Annotated in this window: 13 protein-coding genes; 7 read left to right on the top strand and 6 right to left on the bottom strand. The window is 73.6% G+C overall.

Features of this window, described 5'->3' with window-relative positions:
* The first annotated feature begins 68 nt into the window (after positions 1 to 68).
* Positions 69 to 1,058 (top strand): LacI family DNA-binding transcriptional regulator, encoded by a 990-nt coding sequence (locus AB0J72_RS44285; RefSeq protein WP_363411236.1) that lies wholly within the window; start codon positions 69 to 71, stop codon positions 1,056 to 1,058.
* A gap of 88 nt (positions 1,059 to 1,146) precedes the next feature.
* On the opposite strand, the gene AB0J72_RS44280 is transcribed toward AB0J72_RS44285, so the two are convergent.
* From AB0J72_RS44280 to AB0J72_RS44265, 4 genes are all read right to left on the bottom strand, one after another.
* Complete coding sequence (locus AB0J72_RS44280; RefSeq protein ID WP_363411227.1) at positions 1,147 to 2,229, bottom strand: type III PLP-dependent enzyme; 1,083 nt, start codon at positions 2,227 to 2,229, stop codon at positions 1,147 to 1,149.
* On the bottom strand, positions 2,226 to 2,840 hold the full coding sequence (locus AB0J72_RS44275) for a GNAT family N-acetyltransferase (RefSeq protein WP_363411224.1): 615 nt from the start codon (positions 2,838 to 2,840) through the stop codon (positions 2,226 to 2,228). Before AB0J72_RS44275 ends, AB0J72_RS44280 begins: the two co-directional genes overlap by 4 nt.
* Positions 2,841 to 2,947: 107 nt before the next feature.
* Positions 2,948 to 4,477, bottom strand: coding sequence for an APC family permease (locus AB0J72_RS44270; protein ID WP_363411221.1), 1,530 nt, complete (start codon positions 4,475 to 4,477; stop codon positions 2,948 to 2,950).
* Between the two features lie 77 nt (positions 4,478 to 4,554).
* A complete protein-coding gene (locus tag AB0J72_RS44265) occupies positions 4,555 to 5,196 on the bottom strand; it encodes a GPP34 family phosphoprotein (protein WP_344500680.1) in 642 nt (213 codons plus the stop codon).
* A 153-nt stretch (positions 5,197 to 5,349) separates the two neighbouring features.
* On the opposite strand from AB0J72_RS44265, the gene AB0J72_RS44260 reads away from it, so the two are divergent.
* The 6 genes from AB0J72_RS44260 (at position 5,350) to AB0J72_RS44235 (ending at position 12,123) form a co-directional block, all read left to right on the top strand.
* On the top strand, positions 5,350 to 6,219 hold the full coding sequence (locus tag AB0J72_RS44260; RefSeq protein WP_363411218.1) for a helix-turn-helix transcriptional regulator: 870 nt from the start codon (positions 5,350 to 5,352) through the stop codon (positions 6,217 to 6,219).
* 46 nt (positions 6,220 to 6,265) lie between these two features.
* Positions 6,266 to 6,487 (top strand): DUF397 domain-containing protein, encoded by a 222-nt coding sequence (locus tag AB0J72_RS44255; RefSeq protein ID WP_363411215.1) that lies wholly within the window; start codon positions 6,266 to 6,268, stop codon positions 6,485 to 6,487.
* A gap of 190 nt (positions 6,488 to 6,677) precedes the next feature.
* Entirely contained in the window at positions 6,678 to 7,139 is a 462-nt protein-coding gene (locus tag AB0J72_RS44250) for a hypothetical protein (protein ID WP_363411212.1), read from the top strand.
* Positions 7,126 to 10,353 (top strand): caspase family protein, encoded by a 3,228-nt coding sequence (locus tag AB0J72_RS44245; RefSeq protein WP_363411209.1) that lies wholly within the window; start codon positions 7,126 to 7,128, stop codon positions 10,351 to 10,353. Before AB0J72_RS44250 ends, AB0J72_RS44245 begins: the two co-directional genes overlap by 14 nt.
* Positions 10,354 to 10,405: 52 nt before the next feature.
* Complete coding sequence (locus AB0J72_RS44240; protein ID WP_363411206.1) at positions 10,406 to 10,939, top strand: SigE family RNA polymerase sigma factor; 534 nt, start codon at positions 10,406 to 10,408, stop codon at positions 10,937 to 10,939.
* Positions 10,936 to 12,123, top strand: coding sequence for a hypothetical protein (locus tag AB0J72_RS44235; protein WP_363411203.1), 1,188 nt, complete (start codon positions 10,936 to 10,938; stop codon positions 12,121 to 12,123). The genes AB0J72_RS44240 and AB0J72_RS44235 overlap by 4 nt, the downstream gene beginning before the upstream one ends.
* 285 nt (positions 12,124 to 12,408) lie before the next feature.
* On the opposite strand, the gene AB0J72_RS44230 is transcribed toward AB0J72_RS44235, so the two are convergent.
* Positions 12,409 to 13,410: a LacI family DNA-binding transcriptional regulator gene (locus AB0J72_RS44230; protein ID WP_360565584.1), complete on the bottom strand. Its 1,002-nt coding sequence runs from the start codon at positions 13,408 to 13,410 to the stop codon at positions 12,409 to 12,411.
* Between the two features lie 153 nt (positions 13,411 to 13,563).
* On the bottom strand, positions 13,564 to 13,899 hold the full coding sequence (locus tag AB0J72_RS44225; RefSeq protein ID WP_363411198.1) for a VOC family protein: 336 nt from the start codon (positions 13,897 to 13,899) through the stop codon (positions 13,564 to 13,566).
* Between the last annotated feature and the right edge of the window lie 11 nt (positions 13,900 to 13,910).

Genomic DNA, 13,910 nt, shown 5'->3' with positions numbered 1-13,910 from the left:
GGCCGGTCGCGCACGCCGGCGGCGCGGCGCCCGACGCGGTGCCGGCGCCGCCGCCGCGCAAGGTCGGGATGCGCGACGTGGCGCGGCTCGCGGGGGTGTCGCACCAGACCGTGTCGCGGGTGCTCAACGACCTGCCGAACGTCAGCGACGGCACCCGCAGCCGGGTCCTGGACGCCGTGCGCATCCTCAACTACCGGCGCAACCTCGCGGCGCGGACGCTCGTGACGAGCAGGTCGCGCACGATCGGGCTGATCGGCTTCGAGACCACCCTCGCCGGGCCCGCGTCGATGATCTACGGGATCGAGAAGGCCGCCCGGGAGGCCGGCTACTACGTCAGCATCGCCACCGTCCGGTCGCTGGACCGGCACGCCGTCCTCGACGCCGTCGAGCAGCTGTGCGCCCAGGCGGTCGAGGGGATCATCGCGATCGCCCCGAAGAACTCCGTCGCCGACGCCCTCGCGCAGGCGCCGCCGGGCACGCCGGCCGTCGGGGTGGGCGGCGCCGACGACGGCGCCGTGCCGATGCTGCGGGTCGACAACGTCCGCGGCGCGTGCCTGGCCACCCGGCACCTGCTCGACCTGGGCCACCGCACCGTCCACCACGTCCCGGGCCCCGCCGACTGGCCGGAGGGCAGGGACCGGATCGACGGCTGGCGGCAGACGCTGCACGCCGCCGGGGCGCCGGTGCCGCCGGTCGCGGCCGGCGACTGGTCGGCCCGTTCCGGCTACCTGCGCGGCCAGCTGCTCGCCGCCGACCCCGCCGTCACCGCCGTCTTCTGCGGCAACGACCACATCGCCCTGGGCGTGCTGCGCGCGTTTCACGAGGCGGGCCGGACGGTGCCCGACGACGTGAGCATCGTGGGCTTCGACGACATGCCCGAGTCTGGCTACTTCCTGCCCCCGCTCACCACCGTCCACCAGGACTTCGCCGAGCTCGGGCGGCGCAGCGTCGACCTGCTCGTCGCGCGCCTCGACGGCAGGGCACTGCCCACGACCCCCGTGCACCTGACCCCGTCGCTGGTCGTGCGCGCCAGCGCCGCCCGCACCGCCGGCGCCTAGGAACCCCGCGTGCCGCCGCCCGCGCCGTCGGTGCCGCCCGCGCCGTCGGTGCCGCCCGCGCCGTCGGTGCCGTCGGTGCCGTCGGTGCCTAGGAACCTCGCGTGCAGCGGACCGACGGGGGCGGGAAGCCGTTGAACGAGGAGGCGTAGACGCTGGTGTACGCGCCGGCATTGCCGATGTACACCTCGTCGCCGGCCCGCAACCCGGCGGAGAGCTCCACGTCGAACAGGATGGTGTCCTGGCTGTCGCAGGTCGGGCCGGTGAGATGGCAGGGCTCGCGGGCCGCGGCGCGGCGCGAGTCGGTGACCGGGAAGCGCAGCTCGTTGCCCGTCTCGAGGCTCTCCATCAGCCCGTTGAACGCGCCGACGTCGAGATGGACCCAGCGCCGGCCGTGGCGCAGCGCGGTGCCGATGACCGAGGCCCGCAACGTGCCCGCCGCGGCGACGACGGCCCGGCCCGGCTCGATCACGACCGGGACGTCGTAGGGCAGCCCGGCGAGGCCCGTGCCGATCGCCGCCGCGTAGTCCGGCAGCGGCGGCACCGGGCCGGCGTAGCGGGCGGGGAAGCCGCCGCCGACGTTCACCATCTCCAGCATCACCTGCTCGGCGGCGAGCTTGTCCATGACCTGCGCGACGGCGCGCAGCGGCGCCCGCCACGCCTGCGGCAGCAGCATCTGCGAGCCGACGTGGAAGGCGACGCCGAAGGGGCGCAGGCCCCGGTCGCGGGCGCCGAGCAGCAGGGCGGTGGCGGTGGCGACGTCGACGCCGAACTTGCCCTCGCTGGGCACGCCGCTGCGGATCTGGTGGGCGGCGAGCCGGACGAACACGGCCGCGCCGGGTGCTGCGGCGGCGAGCTTGTCCAGCTCGTCCTCGGAGTCGAACGCGAAGCGCCACAGGCCCCTCGCGTGCGCGTGGGCGATGTGGGCGACGGGCTTGACCGGGTTGCTGTACAGCACGCCGGCCGGGTCGACGCCGATGGTGGCCAGCAGGTCGAGCTCGGGCGCGGACGCGACCTCGAAGCGGCAGCCGAGGCCGTGCAGCTCCGCGAGGACCTCCGGGTGCGGGTTGCACTTCATGGCGTAGTGCACCGTCATGCCCGGCAGTCCCGCGGTCACCGCACTGTACCCGGCCGCCACCTTCTCCAGGTCGATCAGCAGCTCGGGCGTGTTCACGTGCTCGGCGGACGCCACATCGGCCAGACCGGCGGGCCGTCCGGCAGCAGGATCGGCGGGCGGCTCTCGTAGCCGTGGCGCAGGTACAGCGCCCGGTTGCGCGGGTCGTTGGCCTCCAGGTAGGCGGGGATGCCGGCCCGGTCGAGCCGGCGGTGGTGCCGGGCGAGCAGCGAGCTGCCGATGCCGAGGTTCTGCCGCTCCGGCCGCACGGCTAAGAACGCCAGATAGTGGTGCGGGACGATCGGGTGCTCCTCCTCCAGCATCGCGTCGAGCTGGCAGGCCCGGTCGAACGCGGGGCCGGCCGCCTCCTTGAGCCGCCGGTCGTAGTCGACCGGGGGCGGGATCGCGTGCGTCAGCGGGAACCACAGCGCGACGCCGGAGGGCCTGCCGTCGAACGGGTCGACGGTCGCGTACACCTCGCCGTGCCGCACCGCGTGCTCGGCGAAGATCGAGAAGTACTCGGGGCTGTGCTCGCGCCGGTCGTCGGCGTCCGGCGCCATCCACCGGGCGACCAGGCCGTCGCTCATGGCGGCGACGAGGACCTCGGTGATGGCGTCGGTGTCGACCGGTTCGATGTCGCGGACGACGACATCCTGTATGGCATGCGTCATGACCGTCCTCTTTCGATGTCCCCGCTGGAGCCGGTGGTGGGAGCCGTGCGTGGTGGAAGCTATGAGTGGCGGGAGCTATGAGTGGCGGGAGCTATGAGTGGCGGGAGCTATGAGTGGCGGACGACGTCGGCGGTGCGCGGCAGCGCGTGTGAGACGGGCAGCCCGGCGCCCTCCGGGATGACCCGCTGCTCGGCGCCGCGGCCGATGCCGGCGTAGGCGTCCGGCCGCGCGGCGCGCATGACCAGCGCCCAGATGATGCCGACGACCGCGAAGACGACGTAGGCGGCGGAGAAGACCCAGTTGAAGACCGAGTCGTCGGTGACCTGCAGCAGGTCGCCCAGCCCGATGACGGTCGCCGCGAGCACCGCGCTGAGCAGCAGGAACGCGAGCAGCGGGGCGAGCTGCGCGCGCCAGAAGTTCTCCCGCCGGCGGTGCCTGAGGAAGAACGCGATGACCGCGGCGGACGCGCCCCACATGAGCATCAGCACGCCGAGGCCGCCGACGACGGTGCCCCAGGCGAACAGGTGGATCAGCGGGTCGACGCCGGTCACCTGGAACACGATCAGCACCCCGAGCGCGAGCAGGCTCTGCGTGATCGACCCCAGCAGCGGCGCGCCGGTGCGCGGGTGCGCCACCCCCCACAGCCGGGGCAGCACCCGCTCCCGCCCCAGGGCGAACTGGTAGCGGGCGACCGCGGCGTGGAACGCCAGCGCCGCGGCGAAGACGCTGGTCAGGAACAGCACGTACCCGACGTTGATCAGCGCCTCGGGCACGTACGGCGAGACGAGCGCGAAGACCAGATCGGTCTCCTGGTCCTTGGCCGCCTGCACGATGTTGCCGGAGCCGGTGTTCACCGACATCGCCCACGCCGAGACGCCGCACAGCAGGCCCGGCAGCAGGACCGCCCAGTGGGTGGCCCGGGCGATCGTGCGCTTGGGGTCCTTGGCCTCCTCGGACAGCACGACGGTCGCCTCGAAGCCGACGAAGCCGGCGATCGCGAGCACCAGCATCGCCGCGACCTCGGGGGTCAGCAGCTGCGCCGGGTCGAGCGCCTCGGTGCTCACCCTGCCGCCGGCCGGGTGGGCGACCATGATCGCGTCGTAGATGAGCACGATGGTGATCTCGGCGGTGAGCAGCACGGCGAGGACCTTGCCGCTGAGGTCGACCCACAGCACGCCGAGCACGGCGATGAGGAACCAGCCGACCAGCGAGCAGACGAACCAGCTGGTGTGGATCCCGCTGGCCTCCAGGACGCCCTTCGCCACGACGCCGAGCAGGCCGAACAGGCCGATCTGCATCGCCGCGTAGGCCGGCAGCGCGATGAACGCCGCCGCCACGCCGGTGACCCTGCCCAGCCCGTGGCTGATGTAGGAGTAGAACGCGCCGGAGTTGACGATGTGCCGGCTCATCGCCACGAACCCGACCGTGAACAGCGACAGGATCAGCGCCGCGACGAAGTACACCAGCGGCACGGCGATGTTGCCGACCACGGCGTAGATCGTCGAGATGGCGCCGAGGATCACGGTCAGCGGCGCCGCCCCCGCGACGCCGAAGAACACGATGGACGGCACACCGAGACGGTTGCTGGCCAGACCCCGGGTCACGATGTCGGGCCCGCTCGGTGCGAAACGCGCCATGTTCGGTCTCCTCACACGGTCGGCCGTGCTGGTGCGCAGCTTCCCGCGGTGATAGTGGTGTCGGCCCACCGTGCGCGTCACCGGCGGCCGACAGCGAGCGCGGAGCCCACCGCCGCCTCTGTGTACTGGACGAGCTGGACCAGGTCGTCCGGCAGGGACGCCATGATCGCGGGCAGCTGCCGCATGCACTCGCGCTGCTCCTGGACGCCGGCGAAGACGTGCCTGGTCAGCCCGGTCGCGACGACCAGCGCGATGAGCGACCGGTCGTGCAGCCCCATGGACCGCCGGTGCGCGAGCGCCTCGGACAGCCGGATCGACTCCCACGCGGCGGTGTTGCGCTGCTCGGCGGTCTGCGGCAGGTACAGCGTCTGCGACGCGCTGAGCAGCTTGCGCCGGGTGACCGGCTCGACCACGCCGGCGCGCAGCAGCCGCTCGCCGACCTGGTCGGTCGCGTCGGCCGCGAGGTACGCCAGCCAGGTGCGGATCTCGCGGTGCTGCGGCTGCGCGATCAGCAGGTCGAGCACGGTGTGGGCCAGGGAGTCCCCGGGCGGCTCCTGGCTGACGACGTACAGGTCGCCGGTCATGGCGCGCAGCCGCCCGTACAGCATCAGCTCACCCAGCAGGGCGGAGGCCAGCCCGAGTCCGGCGGCACGTGGGTGCAGCCTGGACCGGCCGGTTCGATCATCGTGGGCAATCAGGTAATAGCTGTTGGCAAGCATCGCGACCACGCTCCCTCGAGATCTGCCCCGAGCACGTCAGCGAACGGACCAGCAGCATGTGCTGGCTTCGATGTCCCCGAGCATCATGTACCAGACACGGCGCGTAGTGCAACGAGTACTAGACTCGGGGTATGCGCATCACGCAAATTGCATATGATCAATACCGTGGACATTGACGCCGCAAAGGACGAGGGCCCGACGCTTCGCCGCCGTCGACTGGCCGCGGAACTGAAGAAAAGTCGCGAAGAAGCCGGATTCACGCAGGAATCCGTGTCCCGGCACTTCGAGTGGCACTCGGCCAAGGTCACCAGAATTGAGAACGCACGCGTGCCGGTCAACGCCCGGGACGTCAACGACCTGCTGACCCTCTACGGGGTCAGCGACCCGGACTACCGGGAGGCGCTGCTCGCCCTGGCCCGGCAGAGCAAGCAACGCACGTGGTGGACCGACTACCGCGACGTCATGCGGCCGGGGAACTTCGTCGGCATGGAGGCGGACGCGTCGATCACCCGCGTGTGGGAGCCCATCGTGCTGCCGGGCCTGCTGCAGTGCGAGGACTACATGCGGGCGCTGATCGGCATCGGCCGGCGCAACGACACCAGGGAGTCGATCGAGCGGCGGGTCTCCCTGCGCCGGCTGCGCCAGGAGCGCCTCACCGCGGCCAGCCCGCTGCAGCTCGTGGCCCTGTTCGACGAGTCGGTGATCCACCGGGTCGTCGGCGGCCCGGCGGTGATGCAGGAGCAGTACCGCAAGATCATCGACGTCGCGGCGCTGCCGAACGTGTCGGTGCGGATCGTGCCGTTCACCGCCGGCGAGCACCCGTTCATGGGCGGACCGATCACGTTCCTGGAGTTCCCGGACGTCGCCCACTTGGATGTCATCTACCTCGAGGGCCTTGCCGGGGACTACTACGAGGAGCAGCCTGCGGAGGTCAAGCGCTACCGCGACGAGTTCGAGCGGCTCGAGACGAAGGCCCTCAGCGAGGCGTCGACGGTGCGCCTGATCGAACGCCTGCTCGCCTGAGCCGGCGGCCGCTCCCGCGCGGCCGGCTCAGCTCACGAGAAAGGAGGTGAACGTTTTGCCCGCTCATTTCACCGGTGCCGGTTGGCGTAAAAGCAGTCACAGCAACGGCAACGGCGGCAACAACTGTGTGGAAGTCACAGTCGTTGCCTCCGCTGTCGGGGTGCGCGACAGCAAGAATCCGGACGGAGCCGTTCTACGGTTCAGTCCAGCCGCTTGGAAGTCGTTCCTGTCCGACGCCAAGCACGGCAATTTTGATGTGATCAGCTGACGCTTTTCCCGATTCCTCGATCCCGTGCATGAATGATCGCGCGTGGGCTGGTGTGTCAATTGCATCAGCCCATGCGTGAAGATACCGGCCGATGCTATTCCGGCCCGTTCGCCGGCGCCAGCGTCGGCTTTCGCAGTATCTGTAACGGCGCCGTCACCCATTGATCTTCGCGAGGTGCTTGAATCGCCGGGTGCGCCTGTCGCTGACCACCCCCTCCGTGTCCGACGCCCACGCGGTGCAGACCCTGCACGGCTGGCTCCTGCGCGATCCCGGCCTGGCCGCCGAGGCCGACATCAGCCAGCGCAGCTCCGCGGGCGGGCACATGGGCGCGCTCGACGTCATCGACCTCGTGCTGACGCACGCGGTGGCGGTCGGGGGGCTCGTCCTGGCGTTCGCGTCGTGGCGGCGGACCCGGCCGGACGCGCCGCCGATCGTGTTCACCGTCGAGGGGATCACGGTGACCGCCGCGGACGCCTCGCCCGAGACGCTCGAACGGATCCGGGCCACCCTGCTCGCCGCGCTGCCGCCCGCACCGTCTCCCGGGCCCGCGCCCGCGCCGTCGCCTTCTCCCGGGCCTGCGCCTTCTCCCGGGCCGCCTGCGCCGCCTGTACCGTCGCCGCCGCCCGCACAGGACGACGATGCGGCTGCCTGATCCGCTCGCCTCCAGGGCGGTCCTCGTGGGTGCCGGCGGGTTCGACGTCCTGGAGCCGCTGCCGGCGGTCCCCAACAACCTGCGGCACCTCGCCGCGCTGCTCACCGACCCCGACGTCTGGGGGCTGCCCGAAGCGCACTGCACGGTCGTGCGGGACCCGGCATCCGCCGACGACATCCTCGACGCGCTGCACGACGCCGCCCGGGACGCGCGCGACGCGCTGGTGTTCTACTACGCGGGGCACGGGCTCATCGAGCCGGACACGTTCGAGCTGTACCTGACGCTCCCCCGCACCACGCCGTCGCCCATCCACGGTGCCGTGCGGTTCGAGGACGTGCGCCGCCTCATCGCCGGGGCGCGCCGCTGCCGCTCCAAGGTCGTGCTGCTGGACTGCTGCTACAGCGGCCTGGCCCTGGCCGGCGCGATGGGCGACCCCGCGACCGTCGCCGACCGGGTCGTGGTCGGCAACAGCTACGTGCTGACCGCCGCCGCCGAGACCGCGCTCGCCTACGCGCCGCCCGACGAGGAGTTCACCGCCTTCACCGGCGAGCTCGTCACCGTCCTGCGCGACGGGCTGCCCAACGGCGCCGACGTGCTGGAGATGGAGGCGGTGTACTGGCAGCTCGCCGCCGAGCTGTCCGCGAAGCGCCGGCCGATGCCGCAGGCCCGCGCCCGCAACGACGGCCACGCCATCGCGCTCGCCCGGAACCGGGCCGGCCGGGCGCCCCTGTCGGCACCGACCCCGCCGCCGGCCGCTCCGGCGTACACCAGCGCCGGCCGCGGACTGAACCCCTCCCGGCTCATCGCGCTGCTCGCCGACCCACCCGGCGACGTGACCGCCACCGACCTGCTCGTCGCGGCCGGCTCCACGCGGCCGACGCAGGAGGTGGCCGCGCTCGCGTACGCCATGCGCACCCACCCCTCGGTGGACGTCCTGCTCGGCGCCGCCGCCCGACGCTCCCCGGGGACCGTCGCGGGGCTCGTCGCGGACCTCGAGGAGCTCGGTCTCGGCCCGATCGCCGACGACGTCGTGCGGTCCGCCGCGACCGGCGACGGGCGGCGGATCGTCGCGCTCGGCCCGCTGCTCGGCGACCGGCAGGCGCCCCTGCTCGACGCCGCCGTCCGCGACCGCATCGGCCGGCCCGCGGCGATGATCGCGCTCGTCGGTGCCCTGTGGACGTCGGGGCTGCGGGAGCCGGCCGAGGCGGCGCTGCGCCGGGTCAGCGCGTCCATGCCCGCCGCCGACGCCGCCGCCCTCGCCGACGCCCTGCGCGACGGCGGGCACGAGGAGCCGGCGTTCCACCTGTACGAGGTGGCCGCCGACGTCATCGTCGAGCGCCCACCGGCCGCCGTCGTCGACCTGGCCGCGGCGATGGTCCGCGCCGGCCACGGGGCGCAGGGCACCGCGCTGGTCGACGGCGCCGCCCGGGCGTGCGCGACCCCTTCCGCCGCGGCGGAGCTGCTCGACGCGCTGCGGCACGCGGAGCTGCCGGCCGGCGACGCCATGGCGCGGCTCGCCCGGCGGCTGCCGGACCACGACCTGCTCGCCCTCACCGACCTGCTCCGCGACGGGCGCAGCCCCGGCGACGCGCTGACCGTCCTGCAGCTGGCCGCGGCGGGGCGGCCGGTCGAGAGCACGATCGCGTACATCAGGCACCTGCACGAGGCGGGCCGCCCGATCGACGCCAACCGGCTCCTGGAGCAGCGGGCCACCGCGCCGGCCGGCTGGTCTCCCCCCACCGCGGACCCGCCGCCACCCGCCCCCGCCATCTCATCCGGTGCCCTCCTGCTGAAGGCGTTCTCCGGCGCGTCGGTCGAGGAGCTGCGCGCCGCCTTGGCGGACCCGCCGCCCGGTGCACCGTCCGGGTCCGCGGCGCAGGCCGCTCCCGGGTCGGCGGGCGGCGCCGAGCCGGTGGTGTTCGCGTTGTCCGGCTGGGATCTGGCCGCGGTCACGGTCGCGGCGGCCGCCGCCGGGCCGGACGTCGCGGTCCGGCGGGTCCTGACCACCGCCGCGGCCGGGTCGCCCGAGCGGGTCGCCGCGCTCGTCGCCGGCCTGCACCGGGCCTCCGGCGGGGGTGAACTTGCCCGGCACACCGGCGCCGCCGTCGCGACCCGCCCCGTCGTCGAGGTCGCCGAGATCGCGGTACACCTCATCGGGCACGGCGAGACGGAGGCCGCCGCCGACCTGCTGCGGGCGCGGCAGCCCAGGCTGTTCAGCGAGCCGCTCGACGCACTCGACGCGCTGCTGCACGGGCGGCGGGCGCTGTCGCGCTCCGACCCGCTCGTCGCGGGCGTCGCCGGGGTGGTCGTCGCGTACGTCTGCGCCGACCCGGACGCCGACGCCGACGGGTTCGTGTCGGCGTTCCTGGCCGACGACCGCGCGTTCCGGTGGGACCTCGCCGAGCGGCTCGCCCGCGCCCCGGTCGCCACCGCCGCGGCGTTCTTCGCCCGGCTCTCCCCGCACGTGCGCTCCGGCTGCCACCGCGACTACGCCCAGGTCGCGGCCCGGCGCCGGCCGCCGGACCTGCTGGCGGCGTTCACCGGGATCCGGGACCTGCTGCCGGGGCACGTGCTGTTCGACTTCCTCGCCGCGGCCGGAGCGCAGTGCTCGGTCGACGACCTGACGTCGTTCGTCGACGACCTCGTCGCCTGCGGCACCGCGCCCGAGCACTTCCGCCCCCTGCTGCGCGGGCCGGCCACGCCCGCCTCCTACGTGCTCGCCGCCTGGGTCGCCGCCAACCATCCGCACCTCACGGAGACGCTGCCGTTCCCGGTGTCCGGCACGCGGCCGACCGCCGCGCGGATCGCCGCGCTGCAGAGCATCCGGGCGACGCTGGGCTCGGCGCTGCAGGCGGCGACGTCGCACCCGGTGCCGGGGCTGGAGGACGACGAGACGCTCCTGCTCGCCTGGCCGCTGGCGCGCGACGGGGTGCTCGCCTTCACCGACCGCGCCGTGCACCACGTGTGGGGCGTGCACTCGCGGCTGCGCTACGACGACCTGCACGCCGCGCAGCTGCGCAGCGTGGAGCGCTACGAGATGCGGGTCGTCATGCAGTCCGACACCGGGCCGACCGTCCAGGACTGGCGGCTCGACCCGCCCGGGCGCATGTCCGGCGGGGCCGCCCTCACCGCGGAACGGCTGGCCGAGGCGCTGCGGCGGGCCCGGGTCGCGGTGAACGAGGCGCTCGCCGTGCGCCCCGCCGAGGCGCCCTGAAACTTGTCGCGCCGCGCAGTCAACCACCGGGGCACCGGGTCGCATCAATGGGGTGGAACGTCCAGGGAAGGGACCCACCACGGTGCGCGCGGACCGCGAACATGACTTCAGCCTGTATGTGCAGGCGCGGATACCGCGCCTGCACCGGCTCGCATTCCAGCTGCTCGGCGACCGCGACAAGGCCGACGACGCGGTGCAGAACGCCCTGACCGTCCTCTACCAGCGCTGGTCCCGGATGCGCGAGGTGGAGAACCTCGACGCCTACGTGCACACCATGGTCGTGCGGTCCTGCCTCTCCGACCGGCGGCGCTGGTGGGCGAGGGTCCAGCTGCGCGCGACCACCCCGGACGTGCCCGTCGCGGCCGACGACCCGCTCGTCGAGCAGCGGATGGTGCTGCGGGCGGCGCTGCGGCGGCTGCCGGAAGGGCAGCGCACGGTCGTCGTCCTGCGCTACCTGTGCGACCTGCCGGTCGCCGAGGTGGCGCGGATCCTCGGCCGGTCCGAGGGCACGGTGAAACGGCAGACCTTCAGCGGCCTGGGCAACCTGCGCCGCATGCTCGACGAGCGCACGAGGAGCGCGGCATGAACGACAACCCGTTCGCGATCCTGACCGACGAGCCCGTGCCGGACAGCCGGGTCGGGGTCGGCGACGTCATCGCCGCCGGGCGCGCCCGGGTGCGGCGGCGCCGCGGCGTGGTCACCGGCGTGTGCGCGGCACTCGTCGTCCTCATCGTCTCCGTCGGCGTCGCGGCTACGGTACGGGCACCGCACGGGACTCCCTCGAATCCCGCACCGTCGCCGACCGTCAGTGCCGACCCCTCTGGTTGTGTGGCCACCCGCCTGCCCGTCGGGGAGGAGGACATCGGCTCCGCGCACACCGACCCGAGCGGGCGCTACCTGGTGTTCAACCGGGCACCCGATCCCGGCCTGGTCGTCGTGTACCGCGACGGCGTGGAGGTCCAGCGGATCAGCGCCGGCCAGCGGCTGCAGGTCACGGCGGTGAACTCGGCCGGCACCGCCGTCGGCCGGCAGGGCGGGTCGCCCGACGGGCCCGCCTTCCGCACCACCGCACAGGGGACGCTCGCCTTCCTGCCGAAGCCGTCCGGCGCCCTGTCGGTCAGCGCCCAGGGCATCAACGCCGCCGGCGACATCATCGGCGAGGCCACCATGCCGGGCAAGAAGTTCCGCGCCGTCCTGTGGCGGCACAGCGCCCCCGACGTCGCGGTGCTGCTGCCCACCCCGTCCGGCAGTTCATCGGCCGCCCACGACATCGCCGACGACGGGCGCATCGTCGGCGACTTCAACCAGGGCGAGCAGCCGGTGCTGTGGAACGCCGACCTCTCCACCACGGTCCTGCCGACTCCGCCCGGCCGGCCCGGCGGCGTCGCGCAGCGCATCGCCGGCGACTGGGTCATCGGCCCGGTGAACTTCCTGGCGATGAACGCCTTCGACGCCGCGACCGGGCGCCGTACGGGCGCCGGCGACATCCCACCGGCCCGCTGGCACCTGTCGGCCGGCACCGTCGAGCCGCTGGTCGCCCCGGACATCTTCGCCGGCGGCAACAGCGTCACCGCCGACGGGACCGTCCTCGTCAACCGCTTCGACGGCGTCGTGCGCTGGACCGGCGCCACGGTGACCCCGGTGCCGGCGCCTCGCGGGTACAACCACGCACAGATCGGATCCGTCAGCGCCGACGGCAGGCTCCTGGCCGGCGCGGCCACGAAGAGCACCGGCGGCTCCGTCGAACCGTTCGCCTGGACCTGCCGCTGAGCCGCATCGCTGATCGAATAGCGGATCCGGTCGTCATGGCGACCGGATCCGCTACTTGATCATGGCGGACGGGGTGTTCACGGCCGCAGGCCGTGTCGCGGCCTTGGCCGGACGGGGTGCGGAGGCGACCCGTCCGGCGGCCGCGTGGTCGCGGCCGCAGGTCGCGGCGGCGCAACTACACGCGGACGGGCAGGGAGGGCCCCCAGGGCCCGACCGTTGGCTGCGGGAGCAACGGTCGCGGCCACGGCGGACCGGAGCCATGACCTTGCTCTTGTTCTTTGCTCTTCAGCTTTTCGGGGCGGCTGTGCTGCGGCGCAGGACGAGGGTGGGGGCGACGCGGGGGTCGGGCTCGGGGCGGTCGGGGCCTTCGGGGAGGTCGGCCTCGATGGCGCGGAGCAGGGCGGCGATGCAGCGGCGGCCGACCTCGTCGAAGTCCTGCCGGATCGTGGTCAGCGGCGGGGACAGGAACTCGGCCTCCGGGATGTCGTCGAAGCCGACGATGCTCACGTCGTCGGGGACGCGGATGCCGTGCTCGTGGAACGCGCGCATCATGCCGAGGGCCATCTGGTCGTTGCCGGCGAAGACGGCGGTGACGTCGTCGCGGCGGGCCAGCTCGAGACCGGCCTGGTAGCCGGAGCGGGCGGACCAGTCGCCGGTCATGAGCGGCGGGGCGGGCAGGCCGGCGTCCTCGAGCGTGCCGCGCCAGCCCTCGATGCGGCCGTGGGTCTCCAGCCAGTCGCGGGGGCCCGACAGGTGCCAGACCTTGCGGTGGCCGAGGCCCAGCAGGTGCTGCACGGCCAGGCGGGCGCCGGTGACCTGGTCGACGGAGATCGCGGGGATCTCGCCGCCGACGACCGCCTCGACCGCCACGGCGGCGACGCCGAGCGGGAGGCTGTGCAGCGCCGCGGCGGCCGCGGTCTGCGGGGCGATGACGACGACGCCGGCGACGGACTGGTCCGCGAGGGCCTCCAGGGCGGACACCATGCCGCTGTGGTCGACCTGCTCCAGCGTGACGATGCTGACGCCATAGCCGGCGGCGCGGGCGGCGCGCTCGATGCCCAGCAGCGTCGAGGCGGGGCCGTAGAGGATCGTGTCGAAGCTGACGACGCCGATCACCCGCGAACGCCGCCCCGCGAGGCCCCGGGCCATCGCGTTGGGGCGGTAGTTGAGCTGCCGGACCGCCTCGAGCACCCGCTCACGCGTGGCGGGGCTGACGCTCGGGTGCTGGTTGAGGACCCGGGACACGGTCTGGTGGGACACGCCGGCGAGTCGCGCGACGTCGTTCATGACCGCTGCCCGGCCCTGGCTCGTTGGACGCATCGCCCTCCCCCCATGTTGATGTTAGCGCTGCCACGGTACGCCGTGCCGGCCGGTATACCGCGTGCTGGGGGTCGTTGCGGGGACGGAAATGGCCGTTCGGATGACCCTGGGCTTTTCTGCCTATTCGACGCAGAACTCGTTGCCCTCGGGGTCCGCCATGACCGTCAGGTCGTCGCCCGCCTGCAGGACCGTGGCGCCGAGCGCCCGCAGCCGGGCGACCTCGTCGGCGACGCTGCCGGGCGCCCGCAGGTCGAAGTGGACCCTGTTCTTGGCGGTCTTGCCCTCCGGCACGCGGGCGAACCAGATGTTCGGGCCGCCCCAGCCCGCTGCCTCGACGAACGCCTTGTCCGATGTGGACTCCTCGTCGACGTCGCTGCCGAGCGCGGCGGCCCAGAACCGGGCCAGTACCAGCGCGTCCACGCTGTCGAACGTGACCGACTTGATGTAGGCGGGCATGGACGCACGGT

It is taken from the genome of Dactylosporangium sp. NPDC049742 (assembly GCF_040674675.1).
GTDB classification, from domain to species: Bacteria; Actinomycetota; Actinomycetes; order Mycobacteriales; family Micromonosporaceae; genus Dactylosporangium; species Dactylosporangium maewongense.
This window is presented reverse-complemented; position numbering and strand designations above follow the sequence as displayed.